Annotated in this window: 13 protein-coding genes; 8 read left to right on the top strand and 5 right to left on the bottom strand. The window is 60.3% G+C overall.

Translation table 11 applies throughout. The annotated features are described in order from the left end of the window. Positions 1–14 precede the first annotated feature (14 nt). The gene (locus LRL22_RS18105; RefSeq protein ID WP_270906020.1) at positions 15–1,172 is read right to left on the bottom strand and encodes an efflux RND transporter periplasmic adaptor subunit; all 1,158 of its coding nucleotides are present in this window, start codon (positions 1,170–1,172) and stop codon (positions 15–17) included. A gap of 157 nt (positions 1,173–1,329) precedes the next feature. On the opposite strand from LRL22_RS18105, the gene LRL22_RS18100 reads away from it, so the two are divergent. The 3 genes from LRL22_RS18100 (at position 1,330) to LRL22_RS18090 (ending at position 7,449) form a co-directional block, all read left to right on the top strand. Beyond that, on the top strand, positions 1,330–2,058 hold the full coding sequence (locus tag LRL22_RS18100; protein ID WP_270906019.1) for a response regulator: 729 nt from the start codon (positions 1,330–1,332) through the stop codon (positions 2,056–2,058). Next, the gene (locus LRL22_RS18095; RefSeq protein WP_270906018.1) at positions 2,055–3,140 is read left to right on the top strand and encodes an ATP-binding protein; all 1,086 of its coding nucleotides are present in this window, start codon (positions 2,055–2,057) and stop codon (positions 3,138–3,140) included. The genes LRL22_RS18100 and LRL22_RS18095 overlap by 4 nt, the downstream gene beginning before the upstream one ends. Before the next feature lie 433 nt (positions 3,141–3,573). Further along, positions 3,574–7,449, top strand: coding sequence for a DEAD/DEAH box helicase (locus tag LRL22_RS18090; RefSeq protein ID WP_270906017.1), 3,876 nt, complete (start codon positions 3,574–3,576; stop codon positions 7,447–7,449). 139 nt (positions 7,450–7,588) lie between these two features. Here the strand turns inward: LRL22_RS18090 and LRL22_RS18085 are convergent, their stop codons facing one another. Further along, complete coding sequence (locus LRL22_RS18085; RefSeq protein ID WP_216978392.1) at positions 7,589–8,482, bottom strand: DNA replication terminus site-binding protein; 894 nt, start codon at positions 8,480–8,482, stop codon at positions 7,589–7,591. Positions 8,483–9,007: 525 nt separating this feature from the next. Here LRL22_RS18085 and LRL22_RS18080 point away from each other — a divergent pair. Then, positions 9,008–9,217 (top strand): DUF1127 domain-containing protein, encoded by a 210-nt coding sequence (locus tag LRL22_RS18080; protein WP_005337823.1) that lies wholly within the window; start codon positions 9,008–9,010, stop codon positions 9,215–9,217. Between the two features lie 279 nt (positions 9,218–9,496). Then, positions 9,497–10,522 carry a succinylglutamate desuccinylase gene (astE, locus tag LRL22_RS18075; protein ID WP_069526733.1) on the top strand — a complete coding sequence of 342 codons (1,026 nt, stop codon included), beginning with the start codon at positions 9,497–9,499 and terminating at the stop codon, positions 10,520–10,522. Positions 10,523–10,682: 160 nt separating this feature from the next. Here astE and LRL22_RS18070 read toward each other — a convergent pair whose 3' ends face one another. Both LRL22_RS18070 and gloB read right to left on the bottom strand, forming a co-directional pair. Beyond that, positions 10,683–12,236: a lytic transglycosylase gene (locus LRL22_RS18070; protein ID WP_058055865.1), complete on the bottom strand. Its 1,554-nt coding sequence runs from the start codon at positions 12,234–12,236 to the stop codon at positions 10,683–10,685. A 70-nt stretch (positions 12,237–12,306) separates the two neighbouring features. Continuing rightward, positions 12,307–13,071, bottom strand: coding sequence for a hydroxyacylglutathione hydrolase (gloB, locus tag LRL22_RS18065; protein WP_111899478.1), 765 nt, complete (start codon positions 13,069–13,071; stop codon positions 12,307–12,309). A 72-nt stretch (positions 13,072–13,143) separates the two neighbouring features. On the opposite strand from gloB, the gene LRL22_RS18060 reads away from it, so the two are divergent. Continuing rightward, positions 13,144–13,866 carry a methyltransferase domain-containing protein gene (locus LRL22_RS18060; RefSeq protein WP_270906016.1) on the top strand — a complete coding sequence of 241 codons (723 nt, stop codon included), beginning with the start codon at positions 13,144–13,146 and terminating at the stop codon, positions 13,864–13,866. Here the strand turns inward: LRL22_RS18060 and rnhA are convergent. Further along, positions 13,854–14,318, bottom strand: a complete 465-nt coding sequence (gene rnhA, locus LRL22_RS18055; protein ID WP_193859965.1) for a ribonuclease HI — start codon at positions 14,316–14,318, stop codon at positions 13,854–13,856. The two genes, LRL22_RS18060 and rnhA, sit on opposite strands and share 13 nt — an antisense overlap. A 79-nt stretch (positions 14,319–14,397) precedes the next feature. On the opposite strand from rnhA, the gene dnaQ reads away from it, so the two are divergent. Both dnaQ and LRL22_RS18045 read left to right on the top strand, forming a co-directional pair. Beyond that, complete coding sequence (dnaQ, locus tag LRL22_RS18050) at positions 14,398–15,132, top strand: DNA polymerase III subunit epsilon (RefSeq protein WP_047439188.1); 735 nt, start codon at positions 14,398–14,400, stop codon at positions 15,130–15,132. Beyond that, entirely contained in the window at positions 15,129–16,394 is a 1,266-nt protein-coding gene (locus LRL22_RS18045; protein ID WP_265062529.1) for a TIGR03503 family protein, read from the top strand. Before dnaQ ends, LRL22_RS18045 begins: the two co-directional genes overlap by 4 nt. Positions 16,395–16,401 lie beyond the last annotated feature (7 nt).

Below are 16,401 nucleotides of genomic sequence, written 5' to 3'. Positions count from 1 at the left end.
GATAACTCTCCGATTCAGCGAATGCCACCGTCAGCCGGTTGGCTGACAGCGGGTGCTTGCCAGGGGGAGGCAATGACCTGAACCCCCGGGGTCAGACGGTCGATCCCTTCGATCACCACCTGTTGCCCGGCACTGAGCCCGGACGCGATACGGTACTGGCTACTCACCAGTTCAGCGGTGTTGACCGGAACCAGCTGTGCCTGCCCCTGGCCATCCACCACCCACACGCTGGTCTGACCCGAGGTGCGAACTACCGCTTGCTGGGGCACGGTCAGGGCGTTGGCATAGCGGGCTCGGGGGATGCGCGCCTGCACATAGAGGCCGGGCAACAGGCGCCGCTCAGGGTTATCCACCAGCACCCGCAGCAGCACGTCGCCGGTCCCGGCATCGACCTCTATGCCGGAGAAGAGGATGTGCCCCTGCATCCCCAGCGGCGTGCCATTGCTGCCGAGGATCTCCACCGCCAGTTCCGGTGCCGTTGAGCCAGCCTGCTGGCGCAGGGATTCCAGCACCGAGGCCGGTTGACGCACATCGACGTAGACCTGATCAATCTGCTGGATCCGGGCCATGGGTGTGGTATCGGTGGGGGACACCAGAGCCCCTTCACTCACCAGCGCCTGATCGATACGTCCGGCGATGGGGGCCTCCACGCTGGCAAATTGCAGGTTCAGTTGGTGCCGGGCCAGAGTCGCCCTGGCCTGGGCTACATCGGCGGCCGCCTGATCCCGCTGGGAGACCGCATCGTCATAGGTCTGGCGGCTGATGGCGTCGGTGCGCAGCAGCGGCTGCAGGCGGTCAATCTGGATGCGGGCGCGAGCCAGCACGGCCTCGGCCCGTTGCAATGCGGCGGCAGCGCTGTCGACATCGGCCTTGAAGGGGGCCGGGTTTATCTGGAACAGCACTGTGCCTGCGCTGATCTCGGCGCCCTGCTCGAACAGGCGGCGCTGCACGATGCCGCTGATCTGGGCGCGAATGTCGGCGCTGCGCAGTGCCGCCACCCGGGCGGGCAGATCCTCGCTGATGACAAGCTCCCGACCAGTCAGAGTCAGCACCGACACCTGAGGAGGGGCGGGTGCTTCCTGCTCTTGCGGCGCGACATCGCAACCCGCCAACCCGAATGCGGCAATGACGGCGAGCAGGGCGCCCGCATACCGCTGTTTGACAAACATCATCCACTCACCTCGTTAAACCGTCTCTCCGGTGTGATGTGACCGGAGAGTGCATCGAGCGGCCATTATGGCGAGGGGCTATTGCGAATGATTCGAGGCTTTGTGGAGAATCCATGGAGGCGATGATAAAGTTCAACGCCACCTTTTTTCGAGTCCGACTATGTCCCATCTCAATGCTTCCGCCAGCCCGGCGGGCCAGTCACTGGTACTGATTGCAGAGGATGAAGCCGAGATCGCCGACATCCTCGCCGCTTACTTGCAACGTCATGGCTTGCGCTCCCTGCACGCCACCGATGGCCGTGAAGCGCTGGCCATGCATCAGGCATTCAAACCCGATCTCCTGCTGCTGGATGTGCAGATGCCGCAACTGGATGGCTGGCAGGTGCTCAGCGAGATCCGGGCGCGTGGCGACACGCCGGTGATCATGTTGACCGCCCTCGATCAGGATCTCGACAAGCTGATGGGGCTGCGCATGGGGGCGGATGACTATGTGGTCAAACCCTTCAATCCGGCCGAAGTGGTGGCGCGAGTGCAGGCCGTGCTCAGGCGCACCCGAGCCGTAAAGCCTGCCACGGCGAATGTGCTGCGGGTCGGCCAGTTTCAGATCGATCTGGAGAGCCACGAGGCCAGCATTTTCCGCGATGACCAGCAGCAGGTGCTGGAGCTGACCCTGACCGAGTTCAAGTTGCTTGCCTCTTTGATGCGGGCGCCGAAACGGGTGTTCAGTCGCGCCGAACTGCTGACTCACTGCCTGCCGGAGGGGGATACCCAGGAGCGCACTGTGGATAGCCACATCAGCAAGTTGCGCAAAAAACTGGAGACACACGGCATTCAGGGGGTCCCCGCCAGTGTCTGGGGCGTTGGCTATCGCTTCGGGGGCGATGCATGAAATCGGCGCCCGGCCTTCGCAGGCAGATCATCCGCTCTATGGGCTTGATGACGCTTGGCATCATCTCCCTCGCGGTGATCGGCACCTATGTGTTTTATGGTATCGCCGTGGCGTTTGTGCCGGGCAGCATCTCCGAGACCTGGGTGCCCTCCAGAGTCGAGATGTTATGGATCGGCTCCACCATTCTCATTGCATTGGGGATGGCGCTGTACGTGGCGGTGCGCCTCTCTCGTCGCATCCTGACTCCCCTCAACTCGGTGGCAACCAGCCTGCGCGAGGTGGCCGAGGGCAAACTCGATGCCCGTGTGCCGGAGGATGAGCAGGCGATCGGGGAGACGGCGCAACTGGTGCGCGACTTCAACGCCATGGCCGAGCGGCTGCAGAGCATGACCCGCGAGCGGGAGTTCTGGAATGCCGCCATCGCCCACGAATTGCGCACTCCGGTGACCATTTTGCGCGGCCGTTTGCAGGGGCTGGCCGAAGGGGTATTTCCGCCCAGCAGCGAACTCTTCGAGGGGTTGCTGCGTCAGGTGGAGGGGCTCAATCACCTGATCGAGGATTTGCGGGTATTGAGCCTCAACGACAGTGGCCATCTGGAGTTGCAGCGGACCGAGGTCAGGCTGGCCGATGAGCTTGCCGTGGTGCTTGAGGCGTTTGCCTGCCCTCTGGCGGCGAACGGATTTGTGTTGCAGCGGGAGCTCGATAGCGAACTTCATGTCTGCTGCGATCTGTTTCGTATCCGTCAGGCTCTGATGGCGCTGTTGGAAAATGCCCAGAAGCACGCGCTGCCGGGCCTGCTGACCGTGCGGCTGTATCGCTCGGAGAGTTTGTGCGTCCTGAGTGTGGAAGATGAGGGGCCTGGCATCAGCGAGGAGGTCGCCGCCTGTATCTTCGATGCGTTTCGTCGGGGAGATCCGTCACGCTCGCGCAAGAGCGGCGGCAGCGGACTCGGACTCGCCGTGGTCAAGGCGATTGCAGAGGCCCACGGTGGCAGCGCGGTTTGCCAAGCTACCGGAAGGGGAGGGAGCCGATTCGTGCTCTCCTGGCCCATCTCGGCCATGCCCGGTTGCCCTGAAATTTAGCCTGCGGGCGGCAGGTTATGGTGAAGCTATACAGCTGACAGCTGCCCGCACATGGGCGTTCGACAAGCGACCGTTATAAGGTTTTCTACCGCTTGTACCGGGTGAGCAGGAGGGGTGGGGACATGGCTCATTTGGCGCGAAATCATGGTTTTTTGCCGCCAAAAATTGAAACCGTTTTCAGAAATCCTTTTCAACTGTGATCCGCTTCAAAGCTTTTTCGGGCGCCAACCTCTAGCATTGGCTCCACGAATTAGGGGCTAGCGCTCCCGATTTTCCCGCTGTGGGAGGTAACCGGATGATCCGGCTATTTCCTTCGTTACTTTCGACGGTCATCATGGATGGCCGTTTTTTTTTGAGTTATTTCACGGTAAAGGGTCGAGCCGCTGGCGCTTTACCGTTAAAATTCCGCTTTTGCACTTGCCCGTGAGTCTTGATGTCTGCGTCCACCCTCTCTTCGGATAGTTATGCCCTGCTCGCCACCCTGCAATTGCAGCGCGTTGCCAGTACCCGTTTGCTGCAAGAACAACTGGCGATAGGCCATGCCCTGATCGATAAACTGACCCGACTGCAGGATGCGGGGCTGGTCAGATTGCGCGGGGAGCAGCAGTGGAGCCTGACCGCCGAGGGGACGCTGGCGCTGATCCTGGGGGTGCGTGCCGGTCTCTGCCCGGCGCCGGACTGGAGCCGGGTGCCCTCATTGACCGGGCAGGATCTCACCCATGCGGTGGTGCGCGAGCTCTGTCGCGGCAAAGCGGGGGAGATCCCCACCTATTTCTCGGCCAGCGATCTGCTGACCCTGCTCGATACCCCGGACGCTCACCAGTTGCTGGCGGGCTCCAGCCCCGCCTGGCAGCAAATGTTGCTGGAGCACTTCTCGCTGCAACTCTTGCTTGATGCCCCCTATGAAGAGCGCTGGCCGCTGGCTAATGCGCTGGTGCGCTGCGCCCCCGAGGTGCAGGCCCGGGCCAAAGCGTTCGAGGCGGAGTGGCGCTGGCTCTGCGGGGATGGCGAGAGCACATCGCCAACCGGCGAGGACAAGGATGCCGCCCCCGGCTGGCCGGCCCTGCAGGCGCTGGCACAGCAGAACCAGAGCGGCCCGCTTGGCGAGCGGCTGCTCACCGCGCTGGGCCAGTGGCAGGCAACCGATGAGGGTGAAGCGGGCCAGTGGCCCCGTTCATTCAGCGCCCTGCTCTGGCTTGGCTGGTTGCAGCAGGCCGATCCCGTCATCGCCAGCGAACAGCGCAAGAAGTGGCAGCGCAGTCTGACTGGTCATTTCCCCCTGCTTGCCGACCTGCTCAGCCAGTGGGCGGGCGATCGCCACGGTCAGGCGGTCGGCCTGTTTGATACCCTGCAACTGCCGGTGGAGGAGCTCCACTGGGGCTATCTCTGGCTCGATCTCTGCGCGCTGGCCCGTCACGGAGCCCAGAGCCCGCAGGTGGCCATGTTGCACAAGTGGGATCTCTCCCATCTGCTCGATGCCGAACCACATCATCGCCTGATGGCATTTTGTCAGGATCTGCTGCGTATCTTGTTGGGCGAGGCGGCCAAAGGGGCGCCCTTGTGCCAACTGCGCGGCATTGAGGAGAGTACGCAAGAGGGCAGTGATGAGCAGGATGATGACGGGGACGAGGATAAAACCGCGGCCTCTGCCAGCTGGCTCAACTGGTTGCAGGGGCTGGGACGCTCCAGTGGTGTGCGCAAGCCGCAGGAGCGGCTGGTGTGGCTGCTCCATGCCGACGGTCCCGAGCTGGAGTGCAAGATCCAGAAGCTGAGCACCAAGGGGGAGTGGACCGCCGGTCGCCGGGTCGATCCGGCCCTGCTCTCTACCCAGTATGCCGCCATGCTCGATGAGCACGACTGGGCACTGGTTCGCACTCTGCCACGGGTGATGGGACGACTGCCGCGGGATGTCTGGGCGCCGCTGGCCGATCACCCCCGCTTGTTCAACGCCAAGGGGCAGAAGCTGCAACTGGCCATCAGCGCCCCCCTGCTGCAGGTGGTGGCCACCGAGCAGGGGATGAGTGCGCAGCTCTGCCCCGATGCGGCCGCTCGCGGGACCCATATCATGCCGCTGGCGCAGGATCTGTGGCAGCTGATCCTCACCCCGCAGCCGCTGCTCGACCGCTTGCCTGCGCTCGAATCCATCCCGCTGCTGCCCGCCGAGGGGCTGGCCGAGCTGCAACGCACCTTGGACGCTATTCCCGAGCTGCCCTGGCACAGTCAGGTTGCGGGGCTTAGCGGCAACGCCGAACTGGCTCCCTGGCCGGGCATTCCTTCGGTGCAACTGGATTGGCAGGATGGTCAGCTGTCGGTCAAGCTGGTGACCCGCTTTGAGGATCTGCCGCCCCAGCCCCTTGGCAAGGGGGAGGCGATCGTGCGGCAGGGGATCAAGGCGTACCACTACTGGCAGCGGGATCTCGCGGCCGAGAAGGGGCAGGCCCAGCTACTGCGCAATCAATTGCCCATCGGCCTGCCCGGCAGCGAGTGGCTGCTGCAGGGGGAACAGGCGCTGGCGCTGGTCAATGCCCTGCCCGAGCTGGTGGATGCCGGTGTGGTCATTCACTGGCATCAGGACAGCGCCCGCCTCAAGAGCCTCGATGAAGCGGCTCTGAGCCTGCGCATCGAGCGGCGGCAGGACTGGTTCCAGGTCGAAGGGGCACTGGCCCTCGATGAGCACCAGATCCTCGATCTACGCCTTATTTTGCGCCAGATGACCCCGGGGCAGCGCACCGTTCAGCTCGACGAGAAGACCAGCCTGATGCTGAGCGACAAGCTGGTGGAGCGGCTCACCATGCTGGGGGCCATGCTCGATGAAGAGCAGCGCATCAACAACAAGCTGGCCTATCCGCTCACTCGTCTGCTCTCGGTCATTACCACCGAAGGGGATGCAGCATGGCAATCCCTGCAGCAGGAGTGGCAGCAGGAGGTCGATTGCCCGGACGAGCTGCTTACCTCCCTGCGGGACTATCAGAAAGAGGGGGTGCGCTGGATGGCGACCCTGGCCCATCACGGTTTTGGTGCCTGTCTGGCCGATGACATGGGTCTGGGCAAGACACTGCAGGCGCTTATCGTGCTGCGGATGCGCCAGCACCTTGGCCCTGCCCTGGTAGTGGTGCCCAAGTCAGTGGTCACCAACTGGCAGGAGGAGGTGGCCCGTTTCGCCCCCGAGCTGGAGGTGGTGATCTTTGACAATCCCGCCGAGCGCGAGCGCATTATTCGCGATGCCAAAGCGGGGCAGGTGATCATCATCAACTACGGTATGCTCGGCAGTCTGGCGGAGGCGCTCAAGGGGCGTCGCTGGCCCTCCATGGTGCTCGATGAGGCCCAACAGATCAAAAACGCCGGTACCCAGCGCGCCAAGTTGTTGTTCCAGCTGGAAGGGGATTTTCGCCTCGCCCTCTCCGGCACGCCCATCGAGAACCATCTGGGGGAGTTGTGGAGCCTCTTTACCTTTATCAACCCGGGGTTGCTCGGCAGCCTTGGCGAGTTCAAGCGCCGCTTTGGCAAGGCGGTCAAGGATCCCCAGCATATGGCGTTGCTGCGGGCGGTGATCAGCCCCTTCATCCTCCGTCGTCTCAAGCAGGAGGTGTTGACCGAGCTGCCAGACAAGACCGAGATCATTCACCACATCAGCCTCTCCCCCGAAGAGCGTCAGCTCTACGAGGCGACTCGGCGTGAAGTGGTGCAGCAGGTGCAAAGTGCCGATGGTCGTGCCCTGATGCATGTGTTGAGTGGTCTGACCCGGTTGCGCCGGCTTTGCTGTTCGCCGGAGCTGGTGATGCCCGAGTGGTCGCAAACCAGCAGCAAGCTGGATGAGGCGATGGCCCTGCTGGAAGAGGCGATTGACGGTGGTCATCGGGTGCTGGTGTTCAGTCAGTTTGTAGACTTGCTGAGCCTGCTGCGGGCCCGCATCGAGCAGAAATCCTGGGATTACTGCTATCTGGATGGCGGCTGCTCCGCCAAGTCCCGTCAGGACTCCATCCTGCGTTTTCGCCACGAGGAGGTGCCGCTATTCCTCATCAGCCTCAAGGCGGGGGGGACCGGCCTCAACCTCACCCAGGCCGATACCGTGCTGCACCTCGATCCCTGGTGGAACCCGGCGGTGGAAGATCAGGCGAGCGATCGGGCGCACCGGATGGGGCAGACCCAGCCGGTGACCGTTTACCGGCTGGTGTGCGAGCAGACGGTGGAGGAGAAGATTGTCGCCCTGCACGACGAGAAGCGGGCGCTGGCCGATGGGTTGCTGAGCGGCCAGTCCGAGGTGCGCGGGCTGGATGTGGAGAGCCTGCGGGCCCTGCTGATGGGCTGATTGGCGACGCCACCTTTCATACCGCCTATCGATACAGAAAAGGGAGAACATCCAGAGATGTTCTCCCTTTTCTTATTTGGGATGCAGATGCGGGATACTCGTTTATTGCGGCAAGGCGGCCCAGCTATTCCTGATCCAGTCACCCCTGATAGAGATAGAGGTGCAGCCGCTCGATGATGGGCTCGCCGCCAATTTTGCGATCTCGCCGCGCCTGCCGGCTCTTGGGAGGATAGTTGCCCAGATGGGTGACTGCAGGCGGGGTATCGGAGCAGAGCAGCAGAGGCAGGCTCGCCTTGATCTGCTGCTTGCGCGGGGTGCGCTCCAGCCAGAGCAGGTTGATCATCGGGTGAGTCTTGACCGGGCGGCGGATCCGCAGCTCGGCATCGGCGGGCAGACGGCGAATGTCGTACACCTCCTGATCCACCATCTTGCTCCACTCCTCGTTGTTGGAGAGGGCCGGTATGTAGCGGCGGCTGCGCTCCAGCATCTCAAGCACCTGCTCGCGACTGAGGCGATTGATGGTCTGCTTGTCAGCCCAGGTAAAGCCAAGGGATTGCAGCTCCCCCGCCAACAGGGTCAGTTTGCGGTAGACCTGCAGAGTGATCACGCCGGGCAGGGCGGTATGTACCAGCTCGAACTTCTCGTCCCGTCCCCCCGCCTGTTGCACCAGCCCCTTGAAATCGAGCTTGCGCTGATTGATCTCCTCAACCAGAGGCTGGATCAGCGGAGCGGCGGCGGCAGGAAAGCGCAACCAGCCGGGCAGCCGATGAGTTGCCTTGGTGGAGCAGCCGGGGCGGGCGCTGTGGTCCCGATAAGCGGCGAGGGTGGCCGCCAGCGCGGCTTCACCGTTGAGATAGCCCACCTCAATTTGCTCGATCGGGTCGTGTTCTTCCCCCTGTGGCACCGGGGGGAGGGGATAGACATGGGCCTCCTGCAGCTCGAGTTGGCCAAGCAGATCGGCCAGCTGGTTGAGAGAGGCTTCAATGGCGGCCATCTGTTGACGCAGGGCGGCGGTAGGGGTAAAGGTATCCATCGATGATCCTGTGGTCTGACCCGCTGTTGACGACATCAGGTATGACATTGCTGCGGGTAGCAAAACTACTGTATAAATAAACATACCAGCATGCGGTTAGAGTGCCAAGAGGCACTTTGAGGAGGGGGCAATGTGCGCCTCTGAATGGGGATGCGGTGCTGGTTTTATTTATGTTTCATTGTGTTAAATAAGGGTCATCACAAGATCATTAAATTAACAATTTCGTGTAACTCCGCTGTTGCCAGTTGTTCACACCTTGTCCATCCCTGCATATGTAAAGCAGTAAAATGCATATATAGATGGGTGCCATGCAGCACAATATGCTGCGGGCCGTTGATGGTCGAATGGTGATTTAATTATTCTTTATAAATCAAACAATTAAAATTGTATCAGTCAGCTTTTTACTATTAGTTTTCCTAATGTAACGTATCAAAATTCGTCAATTGAGTCGGCCCTGCTCCCTGACTAAGCTTTGCGCATCAAATAAAGCCCTGTGCGTAAACAAATATTCAGAGGAGCCACATCATGGCCAACATGACTTATACCGAAACCGGTTACCAGCATTCCAGCCAATTGAATCTGGTTGCTCGCGTTAAAATGACCGTTCTGACCTGGCTGGAGCGCAGCCGCAGCCGTCGCCAGCTCTCCGAGCTGCCCGAGTACCTGCTCAAAGACATCGGCCTGAACGAAGCTGACCGTTATCAAGAAACCACCAAGCCGTTCTGGCGTGGTTAATCAACCGGGCATGGACGCCTTGTTTTTCTGCTGAGTCGTTTGCTGTTCTGCCCCGTGGCGCCCAGCCGCCAGGTCTGTTGTCTGTTTTATCTCCCCCCGCTTTACGTTGATCCTTTTTCCTCTCCTCTTTATTCCACATCGCTACTGTCATTGCTGTCATCGTTAGATTGTTATCACACTTGTATCGTTAATGTTTGAATTTGTTTAAAAAACGATTTTAAGCCGCGATGCCTTGCGTATAATCCGGCCATAGTATTCCAGAGCGAGAGGGTGAGACGGATGATTCCCCAGCACGATTTTTTGGCCTTGACCCGCAGCCATGAGTGGCAGCTTGAGCCCTTTGAATTTGCCCTGCCCGATGGTGCGCGGGTCAGTGTCTGGGATACCGGCGTGCTCTGTCTGGAGCCTGCCAGTGGCGCGGGCGGCCAGCCGGGAGGGCGCAAGGATATCGTCCTCTCCTGCGGTATTCACGGCAACGAGACCGCTCCCATCGAGATCTGCAACCAGCTGCTGAGTCGTCTGCTCTCTGGCGAGCTGAGCGCCCGCCATCGGGTGCTGTTCCTGTTTGGCAATCCGGCGGCGATGAATCTGGGGCTGCGGGAGGTGGAGGAGAACATGAACCGGCTCTTCTCCGGTGCTCACAGCAAGGGGGAGGGGCTCTGCAATCGGGAGCGGATCCGTGCCATGCGTCTCGAGCAGTATGTGAGCCGCTTCTTTGCCGATCCGGCTCGTCCCCGTTACCACTACGATCTGCACACCGCCATTCGCGGTTCGCGCCACGAGAAGTTTGCCGTCTACCCCTTCCCCCACGAGCGGCCTCACTGCCGCGAGCAGGTGCAGTTCCTCGGCGCCTGCGGGGTGCGTACTATTCTGCTCTCCGCCAGCCCGACCACGACCTTCAGCTACTACAGCTCCCGCCAGCATGGTGCCCACGCCTTTACGGTGGAGCTGGGCAAGGTGCGCCCGTTTGGCGAGAACGACATGACCCGCTTTATCGAAACCCGGCAGGCGCTGCAGGAGCTGGTCACTCAGGATGAGGTGGCACTGGAGCCGTGGCGGGCGGATGATTTCACCCTGTTTGCCATCGATCGGGTGATCACCAAAAAATCGGCGGACTTTCGCTTCCTGTTCGCCAGCGATGTCGACAACTTCACCGAATTCCCCCAAGGGTTCGTGCTGGCCGAGGATGGCGAGCTGCGCTACACGGTCGAGAAGCCGCGTGAGGCGGTGGTCTTCCCCAATGCCAATGTGGCGATCGGTCAGCGCACCGTGCTGATGGTGGTGCCGACAAGGCTCTGGGAATAGCTGTGATAGTTTTGCCTGCAGAGCGGTGATGCATCCGCAGGCGGCGCCAAGCCATTGTTTTAGTCGGCGGCTTAGACACAGCAGCGGTTAGCCGCAGTAATAAAAAACGGGGCCAGTCAGATGACTGGCCCCGTTTTTTATCGGGTTCACGCGGTGAGGCTTAGCTGTTGTTCTTCACAAACAGGGTCAGCTCCTGACCGGGTTTGAGGTAATCCCCTTTATCCAGCTGGTTCCAACGCATCACATCGTTGATAGCCACCTGGAAGCGAGCCGCGATGGAGGAGATGGAGTCGCCACGGCGAACCTGATACACCATCGATTTGTCGCTCTTCTTCCCTTGCTTGGGATAGACCACCAGCTTCATGCCTGGCTTGAGCGCCGACTTGGCATTCAGACCGTTCCACTTGGCGAGCTCTTCGTGGGAGACGCCGTGCGCCTGGCTGATGCTCCACAGGTTGTCACCCGAGCGCACCTTGTAACTGACCTTGGCCTTCTGGCTGCTGCCACGGCTTGCCAGCTGCTGCGGTTTGCTGGCGGAGCTGGCCTTGCTGCTGACCTGACCATGGGTCGGGATCACCAGTTGTTGACCGCGACGCAGGTTGTTGCTGCGCAGATTGTTGGCCAGTTTCAGCTCGCTCACGCTGACGCCGTGATTCTGGGCGATGCGCGACAGAGTATCGCCACTGGTGACCTGATAGGAGCGGGTACGAATACGCTCGCTCTTGGGCAGATCGGCCAGTGCCAGCTCCAGGGTATCGGCATACTCCACCGGTACCAGCAGGCGGTAAGGGCCACGGGGCGACATCACGCCACGGCTCAGGGCCGGATTGACCTCCTTGAGCTGTGACGTGCGCAGACCGGCCAGTTGGGCGGCCACATTCAGATCGATCTGGCTGCCAGTCTCAACCACACGCAGCTTCGGCTCGTTGGCGAGCACCGGCAACTGGATATTGTACTTGTCCGCATTGCTGATCATGTCAGCCATGGCGAGGATCTTGGGCACATACATCCGGGTTTCGCGCGGCAGATCGAGCGACCAGTAGTCGGTCGGCTTGCCTGCGCGCTGATTACGCTGGATGGCGTTGCGCACCCGGCCTTCACCGGCATTGTAGGCGGCCAGCGTTTGCAGCCAGTCACCGTCAAAGAAGCGGTTCAGGTACTCCAGATAGTCGAGCGCCGCATTGGTGGAGGCCAGCACATCGCGCCGTCCATCATACCAGTTGTCGTGGCGCAGACCGAAGTTTCTGCCTGTCGCTGGCACAAACTGCCAGAGTCCGACGGCATTGCTGCGGGAGCGGGCATGAGGATCAAACATGCTTTCGATCATCGGGACAGTAATAAGCTCCATTGGCAGCTCACGCCGTTCAATCTCCTCTACCATCAGATAGAGGTAGGGTTCAGCCCGGCTGGCAATGGTCGCCAGATGCTTATCATTGCGCAACAGCCACTCACGTTGCTGGCGGATGCGCGGGTTGTCCGGAGTTTCCAGTTGCATATCATCGCTGATACGCACCCACAGATTGTCCGTATCTTCCATTTCGTCCAGCTGTTCATCGCCAAACAGGAAATGGGAAGAGTGTTTTTTATGCGCTTTTTTCTTGACCTGGGGGGACTTGATCGGCTCGATTGCCGTTAGCGCCCGGTCATCCTGATGGCTCAGGTTTTGGCAGCCGCTGAGCAACAGCGCTGCCAATAAGGCCGTTCGTACCTTCATCTCGTTCCGGTCATTTTTAGGAAAAACAGCTCGCATCATAAGGGGCAATGGCCCCCTGATCAAGGTTTGTTCAAAAAACGTCCTTCCACTGACGCAGGATGGTGAAGGTATCTACCGGATTTTCCACGCATTTTAGCCCATGTTTTTCAGCAGAAAATTTCACTGAATCCTGTTCGCAGCGCAGAAAAATGTTGAAAGTGCGTTCGTCACCCAGCCGGGTTGGCAGGCTTGGCAGCCCCTGTTGCCGCAGTTTGCTGATCAGCCCGATCTGGCGGCGGATCGCCGGGTTGTCCGGCTCGACCGCATGGGCAAAACGCAGGTTGGAGAGGGTGTACTCGTGGGCACAATAAATGAGTGTCTCATCGGGCAGGGCGGCGAGTCGTTGCAGCGAGTGGTACATCTGCTCCGGCGTCCCTTCAAACAGGCGGCCACAACCGGCCGAGAAGAGGGTATCGCCACAAAAGAGCATGCCGTTGCCGTGGTAGGCGATGTGGCCGCGAGTGTGCCCGGGCACATGGATCACCTCGAGGGCGAGGCCGTGCCAGTTGATCTGATCGCCATCTTCCAGCCACTGACCGTGGTGATCCGGCATCGGGTCAAGTTTGGGGCCATAGAGCCGGGCGTGGGGGAAGTGGGCAAGCAGGTCGGTGACGCCCCCGACATGGTCGTGATGGTGATGGGTCAGCAGGATGGCATCGAGCACCAGCCCCAATGCCTCGAGCCGTTCCAGCACGGGGGCGGCATCGCCCGGATCGACCACCAGGCAGTGATTTTCGTGGCGGATCAACCAGATGTAGTTGTCATTAAAGGCTGGAACTGTGATCACTGGATACATGAGTCTGCTTCTCTTTAGGGAGGGTATCTTATATAACAGGATGGCGTTCGAAACCCCGAGTTGAGCCCTATTATGCAGGTGGCACGTACCGAACAACAAATCGAGATCCCGACCAGCTGGTCTGCATTGCCTATGGGGGACTGGGTGGCGGCCGAGATCCAGGAGCGGCTCGACAACTGGTGCCCCAATCTGTTTGGGTATCATCTGCTGAAAATTGGCGCTCTGAGCGCCGAACTCTCCTGCAAACGCTCCTCCATTCGTCACCAGATCGGTGTCGCCCCCGGCGGGCGGCTGCTCGACATGTATGGCGATCCCCTCGATCTGCCGGTGCGGACCGGCAGCGTCGATGCCTGCCTGCTGGCTCACTGCCTAGATTTCTCTGCCGATCCTCATCAGGTGTTGCGCGAAGCTGAAAGAGTGTTGACCGACGATGGCTGGCTGATCATCAGTGGCTATAACCCCATGAGTCTGGTCGGGATCGGTCACTGTGTGCCGTTCTTGCGGCGCAGAATGCCCTGGTCGGCACGGATGTTCACCCCAGGGCGGGTGACGGACTGGCTGCATCTGCTGGGATGCGAGGTGATGTTCGACGAGCGTTTCGGTTACTCGTTTATGGGTAAACAGAGCTGGCACAGTTGGTGGCGGGAGAGTGTCGGGCGGGATTATTGCAGGGCATTTGCATCGGTATACGTGATTGCGGCCCGTAAACGGCGCTTTCCACTGATCCCGGTGCGGCGGCGCTGGCAACTGCCAAAATCCCTCGCCACACCGGGAATGGCCCGTCAGGGCTGGTAGCCGGTATCCTCGGCCAGCTCCTTGCCGCAGGCCGCCTCGCGGGCCAGTTCGTCACAGCGTTCGTTCTCCGGATGGCCAGAGTGCCCTTTGACCCAGAGCCACTCGATCTGGTGGCGACCCACTTCCGCATCCAGCTCCTTCCAGAGATCGACGTTCTTGACCGGTTGGCGGTTGGCGGTCATCCACCCTTTCTTCTTCCAGCCGATGATCCACTGGGTGATCCCCTGACGGACATACTGGCTGTCGGTGGTGAGGCGCACCTTGCACGGTTCGTTGAGGGTGCGCAGCCCCATGATGGCGGCCATCAGCTCCATCCGGTTATTGGTGGTCAACTTGAATCCGGCGGAAATCTCTTTGCGGTGCTTGCCGTAGACCATCACGGCCCCGTAACCACCCGGGCCCGGATTGCCGAGGCAGGAGCCGTCGGTATAGACATCAATCTGTTTTAACATGAGCAATCAATCTGTTTTAACATGAGGCTTGGGGTAAACTAGCGAGTAAGTAAAGCCGAAGTTTGACATAGATTGGATCATGAACACACCCCAACTAAATCGCCAGATCATTCTGGATACTGAAACCACAGGTATGAATACGGCGGGTGGCCCTGTCTATCTGGGGCACCGCATTATCGAAATCGGCTGTGTGGAGGTGATCAACCGCAAGCTGACCGGTAACCACTATCACGTCTATATCAAGCCTGATCGCCTGGTCGACCCGGAAGCGATCCAGGTGCACGGTATCACCGACGAGTTCCTGCGTGACAAACCGTCGTTCAGCCAGATTGCCGACGAATTCCTTGAGTTCATCCGCGGCGCCGAACTGATCGCTCACAACGCACCGTTTGACGTGAGCTTCATGGACTACGAGTTCAGCAAGCTCGGACTCAACTTCAAGACGGCGGATATCTGCACCATCACTGATACCCTGGCGATGGCGCGGGATCTCTTCCCCGGCAAGCGCAACAACCTGGATGTGCTGTGCGATCGTTACGGTATCGACAACTCCCACCGTACCCTGCACGGGGCTTTGCTCGATGCGGAGATCCTGGCAGACGTCTACCTGCTGATGACCGGCGGCCAGACCAAACTCAATCTGGCCACCGAGAGCAACGAAAACGAAAGCAATCAGGACACCAGTATTCGCCGGCTGGAGAGCAACCGACCCGCCCTCAAGGTGGTGCGTGCCAGTGCCGAGGTTCAGGCCCTGCACGAGGCGAGACTGGATCTGGTACAGAAGAAAGGAGGAAGTTGTCTGTGGCGGCAATGAGCAAGTGGTGTGCCGGTCTGCTGTTGTTGCTCTCGCTGGGGGCAACGGCGACCGAGGTATTTGCCCCTTCCGATATTCCGCTGCTGGATAACCGCTTTCGCATCGATTACGGCGTGAAGGAGATCACCTTCATTATCAAGCGCAAGCCGGGCACCCCATCCGTGATCCTGGTTCGCCCCGATGGCAGCAAGCTTTACGTGGGCAAGGTCAAACCTGCCGATGTGGGTTGGCTGGCGTTGCCGGAGCACGATCTCATTACCCTGCGCAATCCCATGCCGGGCCCCTGGCAGGCGATTGGTGAGGTGGATCCCGACAACCGGGTGCGCATTCTCTCCGATATCCGGCTCGATATCGCCGCCCTGCCGATGCAGCTCTATCAGGGGGAGGTGGTCAAGCTCAAGGCGTGGTTGCTGATCAATGGTCAGCCGCCGAAAGATAAATACTATCTCTCTGACCTTGGCATGACCGTCAAGCTACAATCGTTCAGCGATGCCGATAAGAAAGAGGTCGTGCTGGATCAAGTGCTTGGTCACTATCGCGATGATGGCAAGGGGCTAGATGAGGTACCGGGCGATGGCATCATGACGGCGGAAGTGACGCTGCAGGATATTCCCGGTGGCAAGTACCGCGCCATGTTCAGCACAGGCAATCAGGTGTTTGTCCGTGCCCGTTATCAGGATGTGCTGCTGTACCCCTATCCGTTCAGCTATAACTTGTCGCCGCCTTCGGATGAGCTGGGTGCCAAGCTCTCACTGCTAATCGACCGTGATGAGCTGGATCCCGCCTCCGTGGTGGTCAAGGGGAGTGTGACCAGCAATGTGGGCGGCCTCTACGAGTTCAGCGAGACCGCCAGCGACCCCAAGCTTGATATCGATCTCTCCAACATCAAGGAGGTCGGTCAGCATGAGGTGAAAGCAACCCTCTATGGCACCACTCGCCTCGGCCGTGAGCTGAAAATCGAGTTGCCGGTGAAAATCTTCAATGTCTTCCCGCCACCGCCGCCTCCTGTAGAGGTGGTGTCGGCCGCCGCACCGGCCTCCAGTGCCGAGGCGACCCATGAAGCTCCGGCAGAGGAGGAAATGGGCTGGCTGATCTGGGCATTGGCGGGTGGTGGTGTGCTGCTGGCGGTATTGGGTGGGGTCGGGTTTGTGGTGATACAAAAACGGCGTGCCCTGAAGCGTGCTCTGGCCGCTGCACAGGCCGAGAATCAGCAAGCTGGACAACCTGCTGCCAAGCTGGATCTCAATCTGCCAGAGCAGTAACCCACGT

Source organism: Aeromonas sp. PI_26 (assembly GCF_027854445.1).
In the GTDB taxonomy this organism is placed as follows: Bacteria; Pseudomonadota; Gammaproteobacteria; order Enterobacterales; family Aeromonadaceae; genus Aeromonas; species Aeromonas veronii.
This window is presented reverse-complemented; position numbering and strand designations above follow the sequence as displayed.